Here is a 23664-nt window from a genome sequence, read left to right as displayed (position 1 = left end):
CCCGCAGCGGTCACCCGGCAGATCGGGCGCAGGACACCACGGTCAGCGAGTCGGTGAGCCAGAACGACCGCTGCGGGGCTCCCCTACATCCTCACTGCGAGTCGGGGCCCCACCCCCGCGAGTCGGGGCCCCACCCCCGCGAGTCGCGGCCCCACCCCCGCGAGTCGGGGCCCTGGAGCAGGTGTCGCGGGCCCTTGTCAGCTCGGCGGCGCGAGGCCCGGCACCTGACGGGTCCGGCCGCGGAACTCGACCACCACCTCGTCACCGTCCCGGATCGTGACGTCGTAGAGCCCCGACCGCCCGGCTCGCGCCCGCTCCACCGCCTCGCCCACCAGCTCGGCTCCGAGCGCGACCGGGCGCAGGAACGCGATGTCGGCACCGGAGGCGACGGCCGAGGTCCCGTGGCTGTTCGACGCGTAGGCCAGCGCGGCGTCGGCGAGCAGGAACAGGTAGCCGCCGTGGCAGATTCCGTGCCCGTTGACGTGGCGCGCCTCCACCGCCATCGCGACGCGCGCCCGCCCGGGCCCGACGTCGAGCAGGCGCACACCGGCGCCCTGCCCCGCGGCGTCGGCGCGCTCCATCGCGGTTGCGGTGCGCCGGGCGACCTCGAGCGCGTCACCGTTCACGGGAGACCCACGTCTCGTGCAGGTGCCGGGAGCGCAACCCGTGCGGAGCGGCGGCGTCGCGGACGAGCAGCACCGTGCTGCGGCGGACGGAACGGCCGGCGGGACCGTCCTGGTGCTCCTCGTAGGTGACGAGGACGCCGCCGGTGTCGATGTCGGCGGTGGCGTGCACGACGGTGACGTCCGCGATGCGGATGGACAGTCCTGGCGCCCCGCCGTGCGCGCCCTCGAACCCGGCGAGCAGCTCGTCCCGGTGCATCAGCACACCGTCGGGCGTGACCATCGTGAAGTCCGGCGCGTGCGCGTCGGCGAACACCGCGAACGACGCCGGTGTGCGCTGAACCCGCCCCGTCAGCCAGTCCTCGATCGTCCGGTGCAGGTCCCCGACCTGGGCTGCGCAGCGGTCCCGCAGGGTATCGACGCTCTCGTCCATCGCTCCCGATGCTAGCCGGATAGGGTCGCACGATGATCCCGACCGCGACCCCTACCGCGACGGTGCCCCCGGCGCCGCGCGTGCTCCTCGTGTGGGACGCGCCCAACATGGACATGAGCCTCGGCTCGCTGCTCGGGGCGCGGCCGACAGCGGCGTTCCGTCCGCGGTTCGACGCCGTGGGCCGGTGGCTGCTCGAGCTCGCCGGCCCGGAGGCCGTCGCGGAGGCCACGGTCTTCACCAACGTCGCCCCCGGGAACACCGAGGTCGTCCGTCCCTGGGTCGAGGCGCTGCGCAACGTCGGCTTCGCGGTGTTCGCGAAACCGAAGCTCAGCGAGGACTCCGATGTCGACGACGACATGCTCGCCCACATCGGGCTGCGCGCCGCGGAGGGGGGCCTGCAGCACGTCGTGGTGGCGTCCGGGGACGGCCGCGCCTTCCGCGAGCCGCTCGAGGACCTCGAGGCCGCCGGCACCGGTGTCACCGTCATCGGGTTCCGCGAGCACGCGACCTTCGCGCTCAACTCCGAGGTGATCGAGTTCGTCGACCTCGAGGACATCGACGGCGTGTTCCGCGAGCCGCTGCCGCGCATCACCCTCGACTCGCTGCCCGACACCGGTGCGTGGCTCCCGCCGTTCCGCTCGCTCCGCTCGTTGCTGGAGCCGCGACGGTGACACCGCTGCGCCTCGTGGCGCCGGTCGTCCTGCCCTGCGATCCGCGGTGCTCCGTGCTGCGGGACGCGGTGGTGGACGTCGGCGAGGACGGTCGGATCGCGTACGTCGGCCCGCGCGCGACCGCGCCGCCGAGCGCCGCGCCCGTCACCGAGCTGCCGGGCGCGCTCCTGCCCGGGCTCGTCAACACCCACGCGCACACGCCGATGATCGCGCTGCGCGGCATGGGCGGCGACCTGCCGCTGCTGCCGTGGCTGCAGGAGGTCATGTGGCCCGCGGAAGGCCGGCTCGAGGCCGACGACGTCCGCGCGGCCATGACGTCCGGCGGTGTCGAGCTGCTGCGCACCGGCTGCACCACCAGCGTGGAGATGTACTTCTTCACCGACGCCGTGATCGACGCCGTGACGACCGTCGGCTCCCGCGTCGTGCTCACCGCCGGTGTGATCGCCGCCCCTGGCTGGGACCGGCTCGGTAGCTGGGAGCAGATGCGGGACGACGTGTCGGCGCGGATCGACGCCGTCGGCCTGCGTTCCGGGCCGGGCGAGCGCATCGAGCTCGGCTACGGCCCGCACGCGGCGTACACGCTCCCGCCCGAGGCACTCGCCTCGGTGGCCGAGCACGCCCGCGCCCGGAACGCCCTGCTGCACATCCACGTCGCCGAGACGCTCGACGAGGACCGCGCACAGCGCGCGACGCACGGTTCGGTCCCCGCGCTGCTCGAGGACGTCGGCGCACTCGGCGGGCGCGTCCTCGCCGCGCACGGCGTGCACCTCTCCGACACCGACATCGCGCTCCTCGCCGACCGGGGCGCGGGCGTCGCCCACTGCCCGGGCTCCAACGCCAAGCTCGCCGCGGGTGTCGCCCGGCTCACCGCCCTGCGCCGGGCCGGCGTACGCGTGGGTCTCGGCACCGACGGGCCCGCGTCCGGCGACGACCTGGACATGTGGGCCGAGGCCCGACTCGCCGGGCTGCTCGCGCGTGTGGGCAGCGGGGACGCCGCCGCGCTGACGGCGGCCGAGCTGCTGCTGATGGCCACCCGCGACGGCGCGGCCGTGATCGGGCGCGATGACCTCGGCGCGATCGAGCCGGGCCGCTGGGCCGACCTGGTGCACGTCGACCTCGACGACCCGACGTTCGTGGCCCCCGAGGACGACGCGCAACTCCTGTCCAACCTGGTGTGGGCGGGCGGCTCACGCCTCGTGCGCGACGTGTGGGTGGCCGGCGAGCAGGTGCTCGCCGGCCGCGAGCCCACCCGGGTGGACCGCCGAGCCGCCACCGCCGCCCTCCGCGCGTCCGCTGCCCGGCTGCGGGGCTGAGCAGCACCGACCGGCATCCGGACCGCGCCTGCCTCGCACCCACACCCCGACTCGCCGGGGCCAGAGCCCGACTCGCGGGATCTGGCGCCCGACTCGCGGGATCTGGCGCCCGACTCGCGGGATCTGGCGCCCGACTCGCGGGACTCACCGGTCACGGTCACCAGCGGCCGTGGGTGCCCTCACGGGAACGGTGGTGGCGGCCGCCTTCAGGCCGATCGCGACGGCGCCGCGGGGTCGTGGTGGTGGTGGTGGTGGCGAGTGCCTGCACCGGGATCGGCGCCGTCAGCGGGTCGCGGCGGAAGGCGTCGACGGGATCGGCGCTGGTGCGCTGCGTCGGGTAGTTCTGCGTCACGAAACCCTGTGCCCCGACGTTCTGCGCCGCGCCGTTCTGCATGCCGGCCGGGTCGTTCTGGCGGCTGCGCCGGCCGCTGCGGCTGAGCGCGTGGAAGATCGGGGTCAGCGCGGCGTCCTCGCTGTAGGAGTGCCGGCCCGGCGCCGGCCCCCAGTCGTCGTCGGCGTTCGGGTAGCGAGCGGCTGCCAACCAGTCCAGGTCCGTCACAAGCTCGGACACGCGTCACCTCCATGATCAAACGTGCGCCGCTGCTGCGTCCGGCCCTCATTCTGCTGAGCCGTTCAGCGCACTCTGACACCCACAACGGGGACACACGGGCGTGGAAACGGCCAAGGCGGGACCGTTACAGGCGTGGGAGCCGATTCCCCTCGTTCGGGTGGATCCGGCGTGTCGCGCCACTCTCCTGCGTATTCGTACAAGGCGGTCCGCAACCCGTCCGGCAGGTCCCGGAGCACGGATCGGCCCACGGTCGTGATCGTCCACCGGCTCCTCCGCCCGCGAAATGCGGCGGTTTGGGCCGTGCAGGTGGCAGGAGAGCCGCATCCGGAATCAGAGAGTGACCGATTCTCACCCGGACAGGCCAGCGGGATCACGGTCAGATGTCAATCACACGGGTGTCGTTCCACGGACCGTTCCACGCGCCGCAGGCGTGCGCGCCGCCCGCGACGGAACGGAGTCGTGCGTTCAGACCGCGGAATCGAGCTCGTCGACGGTCGCCAGGTCCAGCGCGAGCTCGGCCGCGCGCACGTTCTCCTCGAGGTGCGCGGCGCTCGAGGTGCCCGGGATCGGGAGCATCACCGAGGACCGCTGCAGGAGCCACGCCAGCGCGACCTGCGAGGGGGTGGCCCCGAGCCGTTCACCGGCCGCCGCGAGGACCCCACCCGGCTGCGCGAGCCGGCCGGACGCGATCGGCGCCCACGGGATGAAGCCGATCCCCTGCTCCGTGCAGTAGCGCAGGACGTCGTCGCTGCCGCGGTCGGCGAGGTTGTAGTGGTTCTGTACCGAGGCGACGTCGAGGACCGTGCGCGCCTGCTCGATCTGGTCGACACCGACCTCCGACAGGCCCACCGCCGCCACCTTGCCGGCCGCCTGCAGCTCGGCGAGCACGCCGAACTGCTCGTCGGCGGGCACCTGCGGGTCGACGCGGTGCAGCTGGAACAGGTCGATGCGCTCGACACCCAGCCGGCGCAGGCTCTGCTCGCACTGCTGGCGCAGGTACTCCGGTCTGCCGTAGGCGTGCCACTCGTCGGGGCCGGTGCGCAGCAGGCCGGCCTTCGTCGCGATCGTCAGACCGTGGTAGGGGTGCAGCGCCTCACGCACGAGATCCTCGGCCACCTCGGGGCCGTAGGAGTCGGCGGTGTCGAACAGCTCGACGCCCAGGTCGGCGGCACGGCGCAGCAGGGCGACCGCGGCAGCGGGGTCGGCGGGCGGGCCCCACACCCCCGGGCCGGTGAGCTGCATCGTGCCGAAGCCGAGCCGGTGCACGCCGCCATCGGCAGCACCGAGCGGAAAGCGTCCGGACGCGGCGGCGGGGCGCGTGTCAGGAAGTGTGCTCACCTCGCCCACGATCGCACCGGGTCCGAGCACGTCGCCGCAGAACGTGACGGGCGCCTCGCCCTGCGTCATGCCACGTCACACCCCCGTGGTCGACGCGGATCGGCGCCATCGATTGCCGGGCCGGGAACCGCGCACTACCGTTCGGCCGTGGCCAAGATCGTGCCGTTGCCGCAGGCGGTGTCGGAGCTCGTCCACGACGGGGACACCGTCGCGCTGGAGGGGTTCACCCACCTCATCCCGTTCGCGGCCGGACACGAGATCATCCGGCAGCGACGGCGGGACCTGACGCTCGTGCGCATGACCCCGGACCTGGTCTACGACCAGCTGATCGGCGCCGGTTGCGCGTCCCGGCTGGTGTTCTCCTGGGGCGGCAACCCCGGCGTCGGATCGCTGCACCGGATGCGCGACGCGCTGGCCACCGGTTGGCCGGTCCCCCTCGAGATCGAGGAGCACAGCCACGCCGGGATGGCCAACCGCTACGTGGCGGGCGCCTCCGGGCTGCCGTTCGCCGTGCTGCGCGGCTACAGCGGCACCGACCTGCCCACCCACACCGACACGATCTCCACGGTGCAGTGCCCGTTCACCGGGGAGCGGCTGGCCGCCGTCGCGGCGCTCAACCCGGACGTCACGATCGTGCACGCCCAGCGGGCCGACCGTGAGGGCAACGTCCAGCTGTGGGGCATCACCGGGGTGCAGAAGGAGGCCGTGCTGGCCGCGCGCCGCGCGCTCGTCACCGTCGAGGAGGTGGTCGACGAGCTCACACCGGTGCCCGGCGCGGTGGTGCTGCCCCGCTGGGTGCTCGACGCCGTGGCGGTCGCCCCGCGCGGAGCCGCCCCGTCCTACGCCCACGGCTACTACGACCGGGACAACGCCGCCTACCGCGACTGGGACGCCGTGAGCCGGGACCGGGAGGCGTTCACACGCTGGCTGCGCACGATCGAGGAGGCGGCGGCATGACCGGTACCGCGGAGCCCGTGGCCGGCACCGATGAGGCGGCGACCTGGACCGCCGACGAGATGATGAGCATCGCGGCCGCCCGCGCGCTGCGCGACGGCCAGGCCTGCTTCGTGGGGATCGGGCTGCCGTCCACGGCGGCCAACCTCGCGCGCAGGCTGCACGCCCCGCGGCTGGTGCTGATCTATGAGTCCGGCACCCTCGACACGCGTCCCGACGAGCTCCCGCTGTCGATCGGCGACGGGATCCTGGCCGACGCGGCGCTCAGCGTCGTCGGGGTGCCCGAGGTGTTCAACTACTGGCTGCAGCCGGGCCGGATCGACGTCGGGTTCCTCTCCGGCGCGCAGATCGACCGCCTCGGCAACATCAACACCACCGTCATCGGCGAGTACGACGAGCCCGACGTCCGGCTGCCCGGATCCGGCGGCGCCCCGGAGATCGCCGCGTCCTGCCGCGAGGTGATCGTGGTGATGCGCCACCGCCTGCGGGCATTCGTGGAGCAGGTCGACTTCGTCACGTCCGTCGGTCACGGCACCGGCAGCGGGGACCGCGAGCGGCTCGGGCTGCGCGGTGCGGGCCCGGTGCGGGTGATCACCGACCTCGGCGTGCTGGAGCCGGACCCCGAAACGGGCGAGCTCGTGCTCACCGCGCTGCACCAGGGGATCACGGCCGAGCAGGTGCGCGCCGAGACCGGCTGGCCGGTGCAGGTCGCGCCGGACCTGATGTTCACCGCTCCACCGACCGCCGAGGAGTTGGGGACACTGCGCGCGATGCGGACGGTCGGCTCGGGCGGTGCGGCATGACCGTCGACCTGCACCACCTCGACGAGGGGCCGCGCGACGCCCCGGTGCTCGTGCTGTCCGGCTCGCTCGGGTCGACCCTTCAGATGTGGCGCCCGCAGGTGGCGGCGCTGACCGAGCGGTTCCGGGTGATCCGGGTGGACCACCGCGGACACGGCGGCTCACCGGTGCCACCGGGGCCCTACCGCATCGCCGACCTGGCCGATGACGTGCTCGCCCTGCTCGACGGGCTCGGCCTGGACCGGGTCGCGTGGTGCGGGCTCTCGTTGGGCGGCATGGTCGGCATGCGCCTGGCCTCCGAGTCGCCCGAGCGCATCTCCCGGCTCACCCTGTGCTGCACCACCGCGCACTTCCCGGACCCGGCACCCTGGGAGGAGCGCATCGCGGCCGTCTCCTCGGGTGGCACCGGGCCGCTCGCGCAGGGGGTCGTGTCGCGCTGGTTCACCCCCGGCTGGGCCGCGGCGCACGCGGACGTCGTCGCCGAGGCCGAGGCGATGGTGGCCGGCACCCCCGACGACGGCTACCTCGCCTGCTGCCAGGCGATCGAGGCGTGGGACCACCGCGACCGGCTCGGAGCGATCACCGCGCCGACGCTCGTGATCGCCGGTTCGGCCGACCTGGCCACGCCCGTGGAACCGCACGCGCGGACGCTGGCCGAGGGCATCCCCGGCGCCCGCCTGGAGGTGCTCGACGCCGCGCACCTCGCCTCGGTCGAGGCGGCCGCCGAGGTCACCGCACTGGTCGCGGAGATCACGACGCCCTGATCGCGGAGCACAGCGCCGCCCGCCGACCCGCGTTCTCGTCGAGGCGACGAGGATCAGCCGGCCGGTCGGTCCGCCGACGGCCGGGACGACCACGCCGCTTCGCCCGACGTCAGACCGGGCAGGCTGCGCTGCACCGCGTCCAGGCTGCGGACGGGCAGCGTGCCGGCGAGCCGCCAGCCGTCGGCCACCTCGGCCGTCTGCTCGATGCGGGCCTCGAGCGCGGTGAGCCGTTGCGCGACCTCGCTGAGCGTGGCCCGGGGGATGTCCAGCTCGAAGGCGTGGCAGGGCTCGTACACCCGCGTGCCGGCCCGCTCCAGGGCGCGGGCCAGCACGATCGATGTGAGCTCGCGGAAGTCGGCCGCCACGCTGACGGGTGCGTTGAACCCGGAGCGCACGAGCGTCACGGCGCAGTCGGTGACCGCCCAGCCCCTGGGCCCGCGCCGGCACGCGCGGTGCACGGTCTCCTCGATCGCGGTGTGGAACGCCCGGGGCAGTGCGCCCAGCTCGGTCTCGTAGTCGAACACCACGCCGGTGTCGCGTTTCCCCGGCTGCACGCGCAGCCCGACGGTCGCCCAGTACCGCCCGAGGGCCGGGCCGCGGCGACCGAACTCCTCGACGGCCTCACCCACGCCCGCCGGCCGTTCGACGCGGACGATCCGGCTGGGCGCGAACCGGGCGGTGACGCCGTGCTCGGCGGCGAGCGTCTGCGCGAGGACCTCCTTCTGGACCTCGCCGTAGAGCAGCACCTCGGTGCCGTCGGGCACCGGCCGCACCGAGATCAGGGGGTCCTGGTCGGCGAGCTGGAGCAGGGCCGCGCGCAGCCGGGTGGCGTCGGCGGGGTCCTGCGGGCGCACGACCGTGCGCAGCGCGGGCCGGGCGAACCGTGGGCCGTCCGCGCCGCCGTCCGGGCCACCCAGCCGGTCCCCGACCCGGACCTCGCGCAGGCCGCGGATCCGTCCGATGCCGCCCGCGCGGAGCCGGTCGGCGGGTCCGCGGCCGACCACCTGCAGCGCGCTCACCCGTCCGGAGCACTCCTCGCGGGCGCCGTCGGCGCGCCGCCCGTGCAGCACCAGCCGCTCCCGGACCGCGACCTCGCCGGCGAAGAGCCGCAGGTACACGAGCTTCTCGCCCGACGGCGTGCGTTCGACGGCGAAGACGGTGCCGCGGGCCGGACCGCCCACCGGGACCGGCGCGGGCGGGACCAACGCCACCACGCCCTCGACGAGCGTGCGGACGCCCGCCCCGCTCAGCGCCGACCCCGAATAGAGCGGTTGGACCCGGCCCGTCGCGGTACCGGCCACGAGCGCGGCGGTCACCTCTCGCGCCGTGAGCGGCGGCCCGTCGACGACCCGGGCGAGGACGCGATCGTCGGTCTCGGCGAGCACCTCGGTGATGCGGGCCCGTGCCTCCGGCTCGTCGAGCGACTCCGCGACGACCGTGGCCGCCGCCGTGCCCAGGTCGCGGGTTCTCGTCATCATGATAGCATGCGGCGCGACGGTGCGCCGGACCTCGGCGAGCAGCTCGTCGTCCCGCGCGCCGGCTCGGTCGATCTTGTTGGCGAACAGCAGGGTCGGCAGCCGCATCGCGCGCAGCGTCCGCATCAACACGCGGGTCTGCGCCTGGACGCCCTCCACCGCCGACAGCACCAGGACGACGCCGTCGAGCACGCCGAGCGCGCGCTCGACCTCGGCGATGAAGTCCGGGTGGCCCGGCGTGTCGATCAGGTTCACCTGGGTGGAGCCGACGGTGAAGGCCGCCACGGCGGAGCGCACGGTGATACCGCGCTCGCGCTCGATGGCGCCGGTGTCGGTCTGCGTGTCACCGCCGTCGACGCTGCCGAGGCGGGAGATGGCGCCGAACTCGAAGAGCAGGCGCTCGGTCAGGCTGGTCTTACCGGCGTCGACGTGGGCGAGGATGCCGACGTTCAGGGTGCGGGGGACAGGCATGGGCGATGACCTCGGGAACCGCGGAGCGATGGGGACGCTGGGGTGTTCCGAGGAGTTCGCGCATGGAAGTGGCTCCCGCCGCAGGCCGTTGGGACGCGGGGATCGTGGATGAACGGCGGTGCGCGCGCAACCGAGTTCGCGGCCATCATGGACACCGGTCCACCGCGACGAAGAGGGAGGTTCGGTGCCCGCCAGAGCGCAGCAGGATTCGGGTCACGGTGACGGCATCGCGGTCTCGACCGCGGCGCGGCTCGAGGACCTCGAAGCGCAGCGCCTCCCGCTGACGGGCTTCTGCTACCGCATGCTCGGCTCCGCTGCCGACACCGACGACGCCGTGCAGGAGACGCTCGTCCGCGCGTACCGCAACCTCGCGAGCTTCGACCCGGCGCGTGGCCGGCTGACCACCTGGCTGTACCGCATCGCCGGCAACGTGTGCATCGACATGCTCCGCGGGGCCCGCCGACGGGCGCTGGCGATCGACATGGGCCCGGCCGCCCGGGACGGCGACCTCGGCGCACCGCTGCCCGCCGACCGGTTCGTGGAGCCGATGCCGGACTCCCGGCTGTTCGGCGTGACCGATCCCGCCGAGCGCGTGGTCGGGCGCGAGACGGTCCGGCTGGCGTTCCTCGCCGCCCTCCAACGACTCTCCCCACGTCAACGGGCTGCGCTGGTGCTCAAGGACGTCATGGCCTTCTCCGCACGGGAGACGGCGGAGATCCTCGGGACCAGCGTGGCGTCGGTGAACAGCGCGGTGCAGCGCGCCCGGGCCGCCCTCGCGCTCGACCCGCCGCAGCCTGCCGACGTCCTCGACCCCGAGAACGCGGCGCAGCGGGACCTGCTCGACCGGTACGTCGCGGCGTTCGAGGCGCACGACATCGACGGGCTGGCGCGCCTACTGCGGGAGGACGCGGCGTCGTCGATGCCGCCGTTCGCGTGGTGGCTGCACGGCGCGTCCCGGATCGCCGCGGTCATGGCGGCGAGCGACGCGTGCGCGGGCGACCGCCTGGTGCCGACCGCGATCAACGGTTCACCCGGCTTCGGGCAGTACCGACCCGGCCCGGACGGCGACCTGCACCCGTTCGCCCTGATCCTCCTGGAGTGCCGCGACGACCGGGTGGCCCACATCGTCACGTTCCTCGGGACGGCGGCCCGGTTCGCCGAGTTCGGGCTCCCCGATCACCCGCAGCGATGATTTCCCGGACGGCCGGTCGTATGCACCTCGACACGACGGCCGACCGGAAGGACACACCGATGCGATCCGACATCCTCGAGGAGACGTGGGCGGAGCGCGCCCGGCTGCTCGCCCTCCTGGAGCGGTTGCACCCCGAACAGTGGGGGAGCCGCTCCCTGTGCGCCGGCTGGCGGACCCGTGAGGTCGTCGCGCACATGACGATGCCGTTCCGGACGACACCGCTGCGGTTCGCCACCGGCATGGTGCGGGCGCGCTTCTCCTTCGACCGCTTCGCCGATCGGATGGCCCGCGCGGACACGGCGGCGATGAGCGACGACGAGCTGCTCACGCAGCTGCGCGACAACATCCGCCACGAGTGGCGGCCGCCGGGTGGCGGGGAGGTCGGCGCGCTGAGCCACGACCTGATCCACGGACTCGACATCACCGAGCCGTTGGGTCTGCCGGCACCGCCCGCTCAGCGGATCGCCGCCGTCCTGCGGGCCGCCGGGCCGCGCAACCTCGCCTACTTCGGCGTGCACCTGCACGGGAAGCGGCTCGTGGCCACCGACGCCGAGGTGTCGATCGGTGACGGGGCCCCGGTGCGGATGCCGGTGAAGGACGTCCTGCTCGTCGTCACCGGGCGACGCGCGCTCACGGACCGGGATCCTCGCCGAGCGTCCTCGTGACGGCGGCCTCGTAGGCGAGCAGGGTGTCGACCACGAGCCTGCGCTCCGCGAGCGTCAGCGGGCCCAGGGCCTCCCGCCACGCCCTTGCACCGGGGGCGAGCCACCGGGAGACGGCGGGGCGCACGTCGTCGTGCAGGTCGACGATCCGCCTGCGCCGGTCGTCGGGGTCGGCACGGCGGTGCAGGACCTCCTTGCCGCTCAGTTCGCTGACGAGCAGGCTCACCGTGGTCGGCGCGACGTGGAGCCGCTCCGCCAGCTCGGACACGGTGAGCGGGCCGTCGAGGAGCAGCATCGACAGCAGGGAGAGGTGGCGCGGGGTCAGCTCCAGCGACCGCAGTGCCGGTGGCGGGGGCAGCTTCTTGATCCGCCCGACCAGCCGCGGGAACACGAGCATGAGCTCGCGCACGGCCCCGTCGGCGCCTTCAGGTGTGGACACGTCGCACCCTCGTCAGTAGCTTTGAAACCAAAGGGTTTCTTCGTGCTCCGGAGGACGGTATGCCCCATCTGATCGTTTACGCCAGCGAGCCCGATCTGACGGGCCGGGAGACCGACGTGATCTCCGCGCTCACCGACGCCGTCGTCGCCGTCTACGGCGAGTGGGCCCGTGAGATCGCGGTCGTGCAGCTCATCGGGGTCGCGCCCGCTCGATGGGGAATCGGAGGTCGTCCCGCGACCGCACCCGCACCCCGGGTCACGTTCGGGATCAAGGACGCCGCGTTCTCCCGCCCGGACGCGGACGACATCGTGGCGCGACTGGTCGCCGGCGTGACCGAGTCCCTGGTCGCGGTCTTCGGCGAGCGGGTCCGGGCCGGCACGACCGTGGAGCTGGTGGGTTCGCCCGCGGGACGCGGCGGTATCGGTGGCGAGGTGGTGCGAACCTGAGCCGGGAGCCCGTCGAGGTCGACGGCACCCCGCGGGCCGCGAAGAGATCATTCCGAGATCCACCGGATCGCCCCACTCAGGACGAAAGGCTCGACCTCGCAACGATCGATCCATCTGAGATCGAGGCGATCGCCCCTGGCGGGGCGGATCGGTGGATCTCGCAACGATCAACAGCTACCGCGGAGCGACGGACTCCTCGCACCCCAACTCGCCGTCCCCGGCTCTCAGCCACTGCCCCACGCCCCGGCCCTGACCCTCGGCGCAGTCGGCCGGGTTCCCCTGCTCCTGCCCGTTGGCGGGGTGGGCGGGTTGGCAGAACTGCCGAATATCGGGGCTGGGTGGGCGACCGTCCCCGTCGCGGGCCCAGCTCCGATATTCGTGGCTCGTACCCCACCCAGCCGCCCTCGGCGCGGAGGGCGGGCTCGGCGCCGGACCCACTGCGCGTGAGACCCAGCTATGGGGTGGGGCAGGAAGCGTCGAGCCGGGAACGGCGCGCCCACCGCAACCCGGGCTACGAGGCAGAGCCCCGGGGAGGAACGGCGGCAGACTGCGTGGCGGCCACACCCCCTGATTCACACCGAGCACCCCGTCGACGGGGTCGCGTCGGAGGAGGCGCGGAGGGCTGCTGCATGACCCGGTGAACGATCGTGACCACCGCGCTCGGTGAGAGCCGCGGGAGGCTCGTCGCGGGTATCGGGGGAGCTAGCCGTGGGCCAGGTCGGAGAAGCGGCTGTAGTGCAGCTGGTGGGCCACCGTGATCGTGTTGGTGGGGCCGTTACGGTGCTTGGCCAGGATCAGGTCGGCCTCGCCGGCGCGCGGGTCGTCGCGCTCGAACGCGTCGGGGCGGTGCAGCAGGATGACCATGTCCGCGTCCTGCTCGATCGATCCCGACTCGCGCAGGTCCGACAGCATCGGGCGCTTGTCGGTGCGCTGCTCCGGCCCGCGGTTCAGCTGGCTGATCGCCACCACCGGCACCTCGAGCTCCTTGGCCAGCAGCTTGATCTGCCGGGAGAACTCCGACACCTCCTGCTGCCGCGACTCGACCTTGCGACCCGACGACATCAGCTGCAGGTAGTCGAGGATGATCAGCTTGAGGTCGTTGCGCTGCTTGAGCCGCCGTGCCTTCGCCCGGATCTCCATCAGCGTGAGGTTCGGCGAGTCGTCGACGAACAGCGGCGCCTCGCTGATCTCGCTCATCCGGCGCGCCATCCGCGTCCAGTCGTCGTCGCTCATCCGGCCGGCGCGCATGTCGGCCAGCCGGATGCGCGCCTCGGCGGACAGCAGGCGCATGACGATCTCGGACTTGCTCATCTCCAGGGAGAAGACGGCGCTGGTCAGACCGTGTTTGACCGAGCAGGATCGGGCGAAGTCCAGACCTAGCGTGCTCTTTCCCAAGCCAGGTCGCGCTGCCACGACGATCATCTGACCGGGGTGCAGGCCGTTGGTGGCCGCGTCGAGGTCGGCGAAGCCGGTGGGCACGCCCAGCGCCACGCCACCGCGGGAGGCGATGGCGTCGATCTCGTCCATCGTGGGTTGCAGCAGTTCCTCGAGGGCGACGTAGTCCTCGGTGGTGCTGCGCTCGGTGACGTCGTAGATGGCGGCCTGGGCGCGGTCGACGACGTCGTTGACCTCGGCGCCCTCCGAGCCGTGGTAGCCCAGCTGCACGATCCGCGTGCCGGCCTCGACGAGGCGGCGCAGGATCGCCTTCTCCGCGACGATCTCTGCGTAGTACGCCGCGTTGGCGGCCGTGGGCACCGTGGCGATCAGCGTGTGCAGGTAGGGCGCACCACCGAGGCGGATCAACTCGCCGCGACGCTGCAGCTCGGCGGAGACGGTGACCGCGTCGGCGGGCTCGCCCCGCCCGTAGAGGTCGAGGATGCAGTCGTAGACCGTCTGGTGGTTGGGCCGGTAGAAGTCGTCGGGCCGCAGCACCTCGACGACGTCCGCGATGGCGTCCTTCGACAGCAGCATGCCGCCGAGCACCGACTGCTCGGCCGTGAGGTCCTGGGGTGGTTGCCGGTCGAAGGTTCCGTTCGGGTCCGCGCCGTCGTTCGCCGCGCGAACCGGACGCGGCCTTCCCGTTCCACGGTCATCAGCCAGTGCCATACGCAGCGTCACCCCCTGTCGCCATTCTATCGAACAAAGGTTCGATGTGCTCGACGACTTCCGGATGACCTCCCGGGAAACGGAAGGGATCGGCCTGGTCGAGTCCACGCACCCCCGCGGTGAGGCTAAGCGCCCGTGCCGACGCTTCCAAACCGTCGTGACGACCGTCCTGTGGACGACCTGGGGACGGATCCGACCCGGCGCAGGAGCACATAGGGACCGACCTGTGGACGGCGTGGGGACAACTCCGGAAATCCGGGTGTATCAGCAGGTCAAGAGCTTGTCACAGGATGTGGACAACTTTCCTTCGCGACACGCCGCAACAGGCCCGATCGGGCGTGTCGTCGCCGGGCGGAACACGCCACCCGGCGCGTCCGACCGGTCACTGGGCGACGTCGTCGTCACTCTTCGGCGCGCCACCTGGACGGGTTGCACTTCGCCGTCGTGAGCCTCGGCGCAAAGTGAAGCGGGGCGAGACCCGGGCATGATGCCCGAGCCCCGCCCCGCTCACGGTGCGTGACGAATCGGAGGCCTGTCAGGCCCCCACGACTGCGACGCCCAGATCGGCGCTGACCTCCGGGTGCAGCCGAACGGTGACCTGGTGCGTGCCGACCGTCTTGATCTGCTCCGGCATGTCGACGGACCGCCGGTCGAGCGCCGGGCCACCCGCCGTGCGGATCGCGCTGACGACGTCGGCGGCCGTGACCGAACCGAACAGGCGGCCCGAATCGCCGGCTGCCTTCGCCTTGACGGTGACCGAGAGGGCGCCGAGCTGGCCCGCGACCTCCTTGGCGTGACCCAGGTCCCGGATCTGCCGGGCCCGCTGGGCACGCTGGATGGAAGCCACCTGCTTCTCGGCCCCGCGGGTGGCCACGACGGCCATCGAACGGGGAAGCAGGTAGTTGCGGCCGTAGCCGTCCTTGACCTCGACGATGTCGCCGGGCCCGCCCAGGTTGGGCACGTCGGCGGTGAGGATGAGCTTCACGGGTGTTCTCCTCCTCAGCGCGCGGTAGAGGTGTAAGGAAGCAGCGCGACCTCGCGGGAGTTCTTGACCGCTACCGCGACGTCACGCTGGTGCTGACGGCAGTTGCCGGTGACCCGGCGAGCCCGGATCTTGCCGCGGTCGGAGATGAACTTCCGCAGCAGGCCGGTGTCCTTGTAGTCGATGTCCTGGGCCTTGTCCTTGCAGAACGCGCACACCTTCTTCTTCGGCTTGCGCAGGACGGGCTTGGCCATGGTGGTGCTCCTGGTCGTTGCTCGATGCCCGCCACCAGGGCGGGGAGTGGTCTCTGGCTAGAACGGGGGCTCGTCGTCGGCGCTCGGGCCGCTGCCTGCGGGCGGAGCGGAACCCCACGGGTCGTCGGCCGGGGCGCCGCCGCCCCCACCGCCTCCGCCGGAGCCGCCGCCGTACCCGCCGCCGCCTCCTCCGCCGCCGCCGCCGAAGCCGCCGCTACCACTGCCGCGGCTGACCTTGTTGACCTTGGCAGTGGCGTAGCGCAGGGACGGGCCGACCTCGTCGACCTCGAGCTCCACGACGGTGCGCTTCTCGCCCTCGCGGGTCTCGAAGCTGCGCTGCCGCAGGCGGCCCTGCACCATCACGCGCATGCCGCGGGTGAGCGTCTCGGCGACGTTCTCCGCCGCCTGCCGCCACACGTTGCAGCGCAGGAACAGCGCGTCGCCGTCCTTCCACTCACCGGACTGGCGGTCGAAGGTGCGCGGGGTGGAGGCCACCGTGAAGTTGGCGACCGCCGCTCCGGACGGCGTGAAACGCAGCTCCGGGTCGGCGGTGAGGTTGCCGATCACCGTGATGACGGTTTCGCCGGCCATCGTGACCGGGCCCTCAGCCCGCGGGGGCGGGCGCCGGGGCCCGCTTCGGCTCGGCGGCGACGGCCTTCTTCGGCTCGCGACGCATGACCTTGGTGCGCAGCACGGACTCGTTGAGGCCCAGCTGCCGGTCGAGCTCGGCGACGGTGGCCGGCTCGCAGGTGATCTCGAGGACCGCGTAGATGCCCTCGGCGTGCTTCGCGATCTCGAAGGAGAGGCGGCGCTTGCCCCACACCTCGATCTTCTCGACGGTGCCCTTGTCGCTCTTCACGACGTTGAGGAACGTCTCCAGGGACGGCGTCACAGTGCGCTCGTCCAGGCTCGGGTCGAGGATGACCATCAGCTCGTAATGACGCATGAGAACCACTCACCTCCTATGGACTGGAACGGTCGCGGTCCATCCGCGACAGGAGGTTCTCAGTAGGCTCCGACAGAATTGCCGCCGATCGGCGGCCCCGTGCGGCGCTCGGTGAGCACCGGTCGGACCTGACACGCAGGCTACCAGCGCGTATACCGCTGACCGCACGCGGGACCCACCGTTCGCGATCGTGCACGTGCCGGTCGCGGCCGCGCGACCCGACCCGACGCCACGCGCCGGGGTGTCGGGGGTTGTCACTACGCTGGCCACATGCTCATCGGGGCACACGTGCGCGAGGCCGATCCGATCGACTCCGCAGCGGAGCGCGGCGCCGACATCGTCCAGATGTTCCTGGCCGACCCGCAGGGCTGGAAGAAGCCGCCTGCGCATCCCCAGGCCGAGCAGTTGCGCTCCGGGGACCTCGCGGTGGTCGTGCACTCGCCGTACGTCGTGAACGTGGCCTCGCTGAACAACCGGATCCGCATCCCGTCACGCAAGCTGGTCGTCCAGCACGCGGAGGCCGCCGCAGCGGTGGGCGCGATCGGCCTGGTCGTGCACGGCGGGCACGTCACCCAGGGCGAGGACGCCGCCAAGGGCGTCGACAACTGGCGCAAGTTCGTCGAACGCCAGGCCGGCGAGGGTGGCTTCGCCGTGCCGGTGTTCATCGAGAACACCGCGGGTGGCGACAACGCCATGGCCCGCCGCTTCGACGCGCTCGCGCGCCTGTGGGACGCCGTGGGCGAGTTCGGCGTGGGCTTCTGCCTCGACACCTGCCACGCCTTCGCGGCCGGCGAGGACCTCGTCGACGTCGTCGACCGGGCCAAGGCGATCACGGGCCGGATCGACCTGGTGCACCTGAACAACTCGCGCGACGAGTTCGGCTCCGCGCGCGACCGGCACGCCAACGTCGCCGCCGGCACGATCGAGCCCGATGCACTGGTCGCCGTGTGCGCCGCCGCCGGTGCACCGGTGGTGGTCGAGACACCGGCGGAGGGGCAGCACGACGACATCGCCTTCCTGCGCCACCGGCTCGGCTCGTGACGTTCCAGGTGCCGGCCGCGCGCGTTCCCGGGGCGGCGCGGTGACCGGAACCACCGTGGACGCCGCCTCCGGGGAGCAGGTGCTGCCCCGGTCCGGCCCGGCGGTCGTCGCGGGTCGCGCGATGCTCGCCGTCCTGGTGCTGCTCACCGGCGTCACGCTGCTGCTCGGCTACGCGAACAAGGCCCGCTGCACGGGTCCGACGTTCGACGAGTCCGGCCGCAGCAGCCCCGACTACGGGGTGCGGATGGAACGCGATGTCTGCTACTCCGACATCCAGCACCTCTGGATCGGCCGCGGCATCGACACGCACGCCTTCCCCTACGTCAGCGGGTCGATCACCCCCGAGGGGCAGCTCGTCGGCGGCAGTGTGGAGTACCCGGTCCTCACCGGGCTGCTGATCTGGGCCGGTGCGCTGTTCGCCGACAACGACGCCGAGTTCCTCCTCGGGTCGGCCCTGGTGATGGCGCCGTTCGGCCTCGCAACCGGGTACCTGCTCGGCCGGCTCGCGCGGTGGCGCGCGCTCATGTGGGCTCTCGGCCCGCCCGTGGTGCTCTACGCGTTCCACAACTGGGACCTGCCGGTGGTGGCCTGTGCCGTCGCCGCCGTGTTCGTCATGCACGGCTGGCGCAGCGACCGCACGCTGGCACAGCGCGGCGTCGTCGCGGCCGTCCTCCTCGGGCTGGGGTTCGCGTTCAAGCTCTACCCGGGCGCCTTCGTGCTGCCGCTCGCGCTGTACGTCCTCGTGGCGTCGCGGCCGGGCCGGCTGCACTGGCGCGGTGCGCTGCACGTGGCGGGGGCGGCCACCGCCACCGTCGTCCTGGTGAACCTGCCCTTCATGCTGGCCGGCTACGAGGGCTGGCGCGCCTCCTTCACGTTCCAGCAGCTGCGCAAGGTCGACTTCACCACCAACTCGATCTGGTTCTGGGGCTTCCGCCCCACCTCGGACCCGGACAACGTCGGCTTCCAGTCCCTCATGGACTGGCTCTCGCCCACGCTGGTCCTCCTGTCGTTCGCGGTGGCCGCCGGTGTGGGCTGGTGGCGCTGGCGCCGTGAGGGCTGCTACCCGTGGGTCGGCGTGAGCGCGGCCATGCTGTGCGGCTTCCTGCTGCTGCACAAGGTCCACTCGCCGCAGTACACGCTGTGGCTGCTGCCGTTCTTCGTGCTGGTGCAGGTGCCGTGGTCGATGGTCGCTGCGTACCTGCTCGCCGACCTCACGATGGGTATCGGGATCTTCCGCTGGTACTACCACCTGCACGAAGACCTCGGCAGCGGCATCTACGACGGGTTCTCCGCGCAGGCCGTCACGATCGGCGTGTGGGGTCGCGCCGCCCTGCTCGTGGTGTTGTTCGTCCTGTTCCTCCGTGGCACGGACCGGCTCGCCACCACGCCGCCACCACGCCGCACCCCACTGGCGGAATCGGTCCCGTAGGGCCGGCTACCGCCAGGCGAACACCGGCTGCTCCAGGTGGGCCACACGCGTGTCCCGACCGTGCAGCACCACTTCCCGGAACTGGTGGAGCACCGCGCCCGTGGGCGCGTGCACCAGCCTGCCGAGCAGCGGCAGTTGGATCACGGGCGCGTCCGACTCCGGGATCGTGAGGTACCGCGGCTCCACGTCGATCAGATCGACGGGCACGCGGTGCAGCTCGGCCACCTCGGCGGGGTTCGGGCGCAGTCCGGGATCCCCGTCGGCCCACAACACGACCGGAGTGATCAGGTATCCGGAGCGGGTGGCGTAGTCGTCGAGCAGCCCCAGCTCGGCGTCCGCGTCCAGGACCAGCCCGAGCTCCTCCGCGAGCTCACGACGCGCGGCGGCACCGGCGGATTCGCCGGGATCGGCGCGCCCACCCGGTAGCGCCCACTGTCCCGCGTGACCGCGCAGGGAGGGCGCCCGGCGGGTCAGGAGGAACGCCGTGGCGTCTTCCACGAGCGTGATCCCGACGGCCGCCGGTTTCAGGTCGGGACGGTCGAGCGGCCGTCGCTGGAACCGGCGCAGGGCATCGATGACGTGGTCACGCGGAGACGGCACGGTGCGAGCCTGCCACCCCGGCCGCGTCCGTACCCGTCTTGCGCGCAGGTGCGGGCGGCCAGTCGGGGTCGGTGTCCGTCGTCCCCCGCTGCGCGACGGTGCGCACCGGATCGGTGGTCGGGTGCAGTACCGAGCGCACCACCAGCAGGCACAGGAGCACGACCACGGCGTCGCGGAGCACGACCGTGCCGAGGAACCAGTCCGGAGGCAGGCCCTTGTTCTCCGGGGTGAGGTAGTAGTACATCCGCGGCACCCAGACCAGGGCGTCGACCGTCATCCAGGCCAGCAACAGCCGCCACCGCGGCAGCGCGAGCACCGCGAGCGGCACGAGCCACAGCGAGTACTGCGGGCTCCACACCTTGTTCACCAACAGGAACGTCGCAATGACGAGAAAGGCCAGCGAGGCGACGCGCGGTGGCCGCGGTGCGCGCAGCGCGAGCACGGTGATCCCGGCGCAGCAGAGCAGGAAGAGCACCGCCGACACCGCGTTGAGCACGGCGGGCTGCTCACCGTCGGCGAGGGACCCGTCGAACCCCGACCAGCCGGTGAAGTGCTGCACCACGAAGTAGAGCGAGTCGGGGTCGGCGGGGCGGGTCCTGTTGAGCCGGAAGAACTCCCACCACCCCCGGCCGTACAACAGTGCGATGGGGGCGTTGACCACCACCCAGGCACCGATCGCACCGACGATCGCGGACACCGCGGTGCGCACCTCGCGCCGGCGCAGCGCCACGAGCGCCACGGGCAACAGCAACATCAGCGGGTAGAGCTTGAACGCGCCACCCGCGCCCAGCAGGGCCCCGGCGAGCAGCGGTCGTCGCCGGGCGAGCGCCAGCATCCCGCCCGCCGCGCACGCGACGGCCAGCGTGTCGAAGTTGGTGAACGCGTGCACCGCGACGAGCGGCGACACCGCCACGAGCGCGGCATCCCACGGACGGTGCGGCCGCAGGGCGTACACCGCCCACACGACCACGAGCCAGGCCAGGGCGAGCCAGAACGCGCTGATGTCGAAGTAGACGACCACCGGGAGCGCCGACGGCAGGCCGGGCACCACCTCGACCGCCTGCACCCAGGCGTCGGTCAGCTGGGCGTTGAAGTACTGGAAGAAGCCGGTGAGCACCGGGTACTCCATGTACCGCACCTGCTCGTCGGCAGTGCCTGCCGACTCGACCCACGGGTCCCGGTAGGGCACGGCGCCGTCGTCCAGGCCCTCGATCCCCCACAGCGGAACCGTGTCGGAGTAGCACATCGCCACGTACTGGCGGCTGTCGCGCCAGTCCAGCGCGAGATCGCCGCTGTCGGTGGTGTACTGCTGCAGGCACGGCGCCTTCCCGAGCCAGCCCGCGGCGAGCAGCACCACCGCGAACAACAGGACCACGCGCAGAGGCGTCCAGAAGCGGCTCCGGCCCACGAGCGCGTGCCGGCCGAGCGGACCTCCGACCACCCGGCTGGCAGCGGCCGCGAGCGGCTCCGTCCACGTCGGGATCACCCGTACCGGGACGTCCGGCTGCCGGGGGGCCGGGGTCACCCCACCGGTCCGGCGTCGGACCCGTCCGTGGCTCCGGCGGGCACGGTGCTGGACCGGTCCTGGCTGCGGTTCGACGTCGGTTCGTCGCTGCTGCCGCCGCTGTCGCTGCTGCCGCCCCCGCTGCCGCCGCTGTCGTTCGTGCCGAACGGTGACGAGCCGCCGCTCGACGAGTCCTGGTCCTCGTCCGACGAGGAATCGCTCGAGTCGCGTGAGCTGCGCGAGCTGTCACCGTCGCTGTTGCGGTTGCTGTCCGAATCGGAGTCCGAGTCCGAGTCCGAGTCGCTGTCGGACGAGTCCTCGTCATCCTCGTCGTCGTCCGGTGACGGCGTGGACGAGACGGGTGGCGCGGCGCGGGGAGGATCGCCCATCGGCACGAACGTGGAGAAGGTCTGCTCCGGCTCGCCGCGCAACACGGCGTTCATGAACTCCTGCCAGATGTCGCTCGGCAGCATGCTGCCGTAGATCGGTCGGCGCTGCGAGTTGCGCAGCGCGTCGCTCTGGTCGGACCCGATCCAGACCGCCGTGGAGACGGACGGGGTGAAGCCGACCATCCACGCGTCCTTGTTGTCGTTGCCCTGCAGCTGCACCGTGCCGGTCTTGCCCGCCACCGGCCGCCCGTCGGAGAGGGCGTGGTCGGTGTGATCGGCGACGTCCAGCATGGCCTCGACGACGTTGCGCGCCACCTGCGGCGGAACGGCCTGCCGGCCCTCGGGGTTCTCCCGCTCGTAGAGCACGCGGCCGTCGGAGGCCTCGACCCGCGACACGATGTGGGGCTCGTGGTAGACGCCCTCGGCGGCGAAGGTGGCGTACGCCGATGCCATGTCGACGGGGTGCACCTCCTTGTCGCCGAGTGCGATGCCGCCGGTGGGGTCGGGGAGCAGGTCGTCGGGGATGCCGGCCTGGTGGGCCGCCTGGGCGACGCTCTGCGGTCCGACCGTGATACCCAGCTGGTAGAACCACGTGTTGATCGACTTGGTCATCGCCTCGATGGCGTTGCACTCCTCGCAGTCGAGGCCCTCGATGTTGCTCACCTCGCCACGGCCCGGGAACTCCATCGGCGAGGTGCCCGGGTACTTCGTGCCGAGGCCGATGCCCTTCCCCGCCTGCAGTGCCGCCGACAGCACGAACGGCTTGAACGACGAGCCTGGCTGGCGCAGCGCCATGGCGTAGTCGGTGCCCAGCCCGTTCTGCCCGCCGTAGTAGGCGGTGATCGCCCCGGTGCGCGGGTCGATCGACACCAGCGCGCCGCGCAGGTTGTCCGGCTGGCGCGCCAACTGATCCTTCACGGACTCGACCGCCTGCCGCTGGCTCGGCTCCTGCACGGTGGTGGTGACCGTGAGACCTTCGGTGTCGATCTGGTCCTGCGTGATCCCCTTGGACGCGAGCTCCTCGACCGCTCGGTCGTAGATGTGGTAGCGGTCGTCGTCCGGCACGCCACCCACCGCCGGCGCCTCCGGCAGCCAGTTGGTGGGGAACACCTGCTGGGCCCGCTCCTCCGGCGTGATCCAACGCTGTTCGACCATGCCGTCCAGCACGAAGTTCCACCGCTCCTGCGAGCGCTCCGGGCTCTTCGCCGGATCCCAACGCGACGGCAGCTGGATGACGCCGGCGAGCATCGCGCCCTCCGACACCGTCAGGTCCTTCGCGTCCTTGTCGAAGTACGCCTTCGCCGCCGCCTGGATGCCCGACGCGCCGCGGCCCCAGTAGATCGTGTTGAGGTAGTTCTCGAGGATCTCGTCCTTGGTCTTCTCGCGGGTGATCTTGACCGCGAGGATGACCTCCTTGTACTTGCGCCACAGGGAGACGTCGTCCTGGCCGGTGGAGACCTTCACGTACTGCTGGGTGATGGTGGAGCCGCCACCGACACCGCCGGTGAGCTGCTCGTACACGGCGCGGCCGATGCCGACGAAGTCGAAACCGGGGTTCGAGTAGAAGGAGCGGTCCTCGGCCGAGAGCACGGCCTCGCGCACGTGCTCGGGCACCTTGTCGAGCGTGACCGTGACCCGGTTGCTGTTCTCCGGGCGCACCGTGGCGATCGGGGTCTCACCGTCGGCGAACGTGAACGTGGCGACCTGGGTGAGCGCCGCCTGCTCGGCCGTGGGCACCGGGAAGAGCAACCAGCCCACGACGAAGGCGACGAACGGGCCGATCAGCGCAGCCCCCAGCACGACGTAACAGATCCGCCGCACGGTCCGCCAGGGCGAAGCCGGCTTGCGGGAGCGCCCGCCACGGCGGGATTCCGAGCGCGGTGCCGGATGCTGCGCCACCGCGGCGCCCCGCGGCGGCGCCTGGTTCCCGACCACCGCGGTGGCGCCGGAGTCGTCCTCGTCGTGCGTGAGGAGCGGCACATCTCCGGACTGGTACGCGGACTGCCGGGCACCGGGCGAGACCGGCGGACCGTCGGCGCGGTACCGCTGGGGCGGAACACGCGCGTCGGGCGGTGGTGGCGCCGGCCTGCGCTGCGGACGGCCCTGGGGAGGCGGACCGCCGTACGGGCCGGGCGCGGGGGCACCGGGGCGCTGCGGGTACGGCGGTGGTCGGCCCTGCGGGCTGCGGGGCCGACCCCTCGGCGCGTCGAACCGGGGGTCGCGCGGATCACTCACCGCTGCTCCGGGGGGTTCGGGGGATG

At 72.5% G+C, this 23664-nt stretch carries 24 protein-coding genes; 10 read left to right on the top strand and 14 right to left on the bottom strand.

Features of this window, described 5'->3' with window-relative positions; genetic code table 11:
- Nucleotides 1-197 precede the first annotated feature (197 nt).
- Complete coding sequence (gene paaI, locus CFP66_RS12105) at nt 198-626, bottom strand: hydroxyphenylacetyl-CoA thioesterase PaaI (RefSeq protein WP_369805022.1); 429 nt, start codon at nt 624-626, stop codon at nt 198-200.
- A complete protein-coding gene (locus tag CFP66_RS12100; protein WP_094923042.1) occupies nt 616-1056 on the bottom strand; it encodes a DUF4440 domain-containing protein in 441 nt (146 codons plus the stop codon). Before CFP66_RS12100 ends, paaI begins: the two co-directional genes overlap by 11 nt.
- A 32-nt stretch (nt 1057-1088) precedes the next feature.
- Here CFP66_RS12100 and CFP66_RS12095 point away from each other — a divergent pair, with 32 nt between their 5' ends.
- Complete coding sequence (locus tag CFP66_RS12095) at nt 1089-1727, top strand: NYN domain-containing protein (protein WP_094923040.1); 639 nt, start codon at nt 1089-1091, stop codon at nt 1725-1727.
- Nucleotides 1724-3040: an amidohydrolase family protein gene (locus CFP66_RS12090; protein ID WP_094923039.1), complete on the top strand. Its 1317-nt coding sequence runs from the start codon at nt 1724-1726 to the stop codon at nt 3038-3040. The genes CFP66_RS12095 and CFP66_RS12090 overlap by 4 nt, the downstream gene beginning before the upstream one ends.
- A gap of 157 nt (nt 3041-3197) precedes the next feature.
- Here the strand turns inward: CFP66_RS12090 and CFP66_RS12085 are convergent, their stop codons facing one another.
- Nucleotides 3198-3611 carry a hypothetical protein gene (locus tag CFP66_RS12085; protein ID WP_094923037.1) on the bottom strand — a complete coding sequence of 138 codons (414 nt, stop codon included), beginning with the start codon at nt 3609-3611 and terminating at the stop codon, nt 3198-3200.
- A 465-nt stretch (nt 3612-4076) separates the two neighbouring features.
- A complete protein-coding gene (locus tag CFP66_RS12080; RefSeq protein WP_094923036.1) occupies nt 4077-5018 on the bottom strand; it encodes an aldo/keto reductase in 942 nt (313 codons plus the stop codon).
- A gap of 78 nt (nt 5019-5096) precedes the next feature.
- Between CFP66_RS12080 and CFP66_RS12075 the strand changes: the two genes are divergently transcribed.
- The 3 genes from CFP66_RS12075 to pcaD are packed head-to-tail and all read left to right on the top strand — an operon-like array spanning nt 5097 to nt 7467.
- Nucleotides 5097-5906, top strand: coding sequence for a CoA transferase subunit A (locus tag CFP66_RS12075; RefSeq protein ID WP_094923034.1), 810 nt, complete (start codon nt 5097-5099; stop codon nt 5904-5906).
- Nucleotides 5903-6706, top strand: a complete 804-nt coding sequence (locus tag CFP66_RS12070; RefSeq protein WP_094923033.1) for a CoA-transferase subunit beta — start codon at nt 5903-5905, stop codon at nt 6704-6706. The genes CFP66_RS12075 and CFP66_RS12070 overlap by 4 nt, the downstream gene beginning before the upstream one ends.
- Nucleotides 6703-7467 carry a 3-oxoadipate enol-lactonase gene (gene pcaD / locus CFP66_RS12065; RefSeq protein ID WP_094923031.1) on the top strand — a complete coding sequence of 255 codons (765 nt, stop codon included), beginning with the start codon at nt 6703-6705 and terminating at the stop codon, nt 7465-7467. The genes CFP66_RS12070 and pcaD overlap by 4 nt, the downstream gene beginning before the upstream one ends.
- A gap of 53 nt (nt 7468-7520) precedes the next feature.
- On the opposite strand, the gene CFP66_RS12060 is transcribed toward pcaD, so the two are convergent.
- Complete coding sequence (locus tag CFP66_RS12060; protein ID WP_094923030.1) at nt 7521-9413, bottom strand: translation factor GTPase family protein; 1893 nt, start codon at nt 9411-9413, stop codon at nt 7521-7523.
- A 184-nt stretch (nt 9414-9597) separates the two neighbouring features.
- Here CFP66_RS12060 and CFP66_RS12055 point away from each other — a divergent pair, with 184 nt between their 5' ends.
- Nucleotides 9598-10605 (top strand): RNA polymerase subunit sigma-70, encoded by a 1008-nt coding sequence (locus CFP66_RS12055; protein ID WP_233159350.1) that lies wholly within the window; start codon nt 9598-9600, stop codon nt 10603-10605.
- Nucleotides 10606-10664: 59 nt separating this feature from the next.
- Nucleotides 10665-11270, top strand: a complete 606-nt coding sequence (locus CFP66_RS12050) for a maleylpyruvate isomerase family mycothiol-dependent enzyme (protein ID WP_094923154.1) — start codon at nt 10665-10667, stop codon at nt 11268-11270.
- Here CFP66_RS12050 and CFP66_RS12045 read toward each other — a convergent pair.
- Entirely contained in the window at nt 11236-11664 is a 429-nt protein-coding gene (locus tag CFP66_RS12045; RefSeq protein WP_094923153.1) for a MarR family transcriptional regulator, read from the bottom strand. The genes CFP66_RS12050 and CFP66_RS12045 overlap by 35 nt on opposite strands.
- A 101-nt stretch (nt 11665-11765) precedes the next feature.
- On the opposite strand from CFP66_RS12045, the gene CFP66_RS12040 reads away from it, so the two are divergent.
- On the top strand, nt 11766-12152 hold the full coding sequence (locus CFP66_RS12040) for a hypothetical protein (RefSeq protein WP_094923028.1): 387 nt from the start codon (nt 11766-11768) through the stop codon (nt 12150-12152).
- 702 nt (nt 12153-12854) lie between these two features.
- Here CFP66_RS12040 and dnaB read toward each other — a convergent pair.
- The 5 genes from dnaB to rpsF form a co-directional block, all read right to left on the bottom strand.
- Entirely contained in the window at nt 12855-14258 is a 1404-nt protein-coding gene (gene dnaB / locus CFP66_RS12035; protein ID WP_094923027.1) for a replicative DNA helicase, read from the bottom strand.
- 535 nt (nt 14259-14793) lie between these two features.
- Entirely contained in the window at nt 14794-15243 is a 450-nt protein-coding gene (rplI, locus tag CFP66_RS12030) for a 50S ribosomal protein L9 (protein ID WP_094923025.1), read from the bottom strand.
- Between the two features lie 14 nt (nt 15244-15257).
- On the bottom strand, nt 15258-15494 hold the full coding sequence (gene rpsR / locus CFP66_RS12025) for a 30S ribosomal protein S18 (protein ID WP_094923024.1): 237 nt from the start codon (nt 15492-15494) through the stop codon (nt 15258-15260).
- A gap of 57 nt (nt 15495-15551) precedes the next feature.
- Entirely contained in the window at nt 15552-16085 is a 534-nt protein-coding gene (locus CFP66_RS12020) for a single-stranded DNA-binding protein (protein WP_094923022.1), read from the bottom strand.
- Nucleotides 16086-16098: 13 nt separating this feature from the next.
- Nucleotides 16099-16440, bottom strand: a complete 342-nt coding sequence (gene rpsF, locus CFP66_RS12015) for a 30S ribosomal protein S6 (protein WP_094923021.1) — start codon at nt 16438-16440, stop codon at nt 16099-16101.
- A gap of 270 nt (nt 16441-16710) precedes the next feature.
- Here rpsF and CFP66_RS12010 point away from each other — a divergent pair, with 270 nt between their 5' ends.
- Nucleotides 16711-17481, top strand: a complete 771-nt coding sequence (locus tag CFP66_RS12010; protein WP_094923019.1) for a deoxyribonuclease IV — start codon at nt 16711-16713, stop codon at nt 17479-17481.
- A 40-nt stretch (nt 17482-17521) separates the two neighbouring features.
- Nucleotides 17522-18910: a glycosyltransferase family 87 protein gene (locus CFP66_RS12005; RefSeq protein WP_369805020.1), complete on the top strand. Its 1389-nt coding sequence runs from the start codon at nt 17522-17524 to the stop codon at nt 18908-18910.
- A gap of 6 nt (nt 18911-18916) precedes the next feature.
- Here the strand turns inward: CFP66_RS12005 and CFP66_RS12000 are convergent, their stop codons facing one another.
- Genes CFP66_RS12000 through CFP66_RS11990 form a run of 3 tightly spaced genes read right to left on the bottom strand, consistent with a single transcriptional unit; the run spans nt 18917 to nt 23638 of the window.
- Nucleotides 18917-19510 (bottom strand): CoA pyrophosphatase, encoded by a 594-nt coding sequence (locus CFP66_RS12000; RefSeq protein ID WP_198961386.1) that lies wholly within the window; start codon nt 19508-19510, stop codon nt 18917-18919.
- Nucleotides 19494-21035: a glycosyltransferase family 87 protein gene (locus CFP66_RS11995; RefSeq protein WP_094923016.1), complete on the bottom strand. Its 1542-nt coding sequence runs from the start codon at nt 21033-21035 to the stop codon at nt 19494-19496. The genes CFP66_RS12000 and CFP66_RS11995 overlap by 17 nt, the downstream gene beginning before the upstream one ends.
- The gene (locus tag CFP66_RS11990) at nt 21032-23638 is read right to left on the bottom strand and encodes a transglycosylase domain-containing protein (RefSeq protein WP_233159348.1); all 2607 of its coding nucleotides are present in this window, start codon (nt 23636-23638) and stop codon (nt 21032-21034) included. The genes CFP66_RS11995 and CFP66_RS11990 overlap by 4 nt, the downstream gene beginning before the upstream one ends.
- Nucleotides 23639-23664: the final 26 nt, after the last annotated feature.

Source organism: Pseudonocardia sp. MH-G8, from assembly GCF_002262885.1.
In the GTDB taxonomy this organism is placed as follows: domain Bacteria; phylum Actinomycetota; class Actinomycetes; order Mycobacteriales; family Pseudonocardiaceae; genus Pseudonocardia.
The sequence above is the reverse complement of the archived record's forward strand: the minus strand, read 5'-3'. Positions and strand labels throughout refer to the sequence as shown.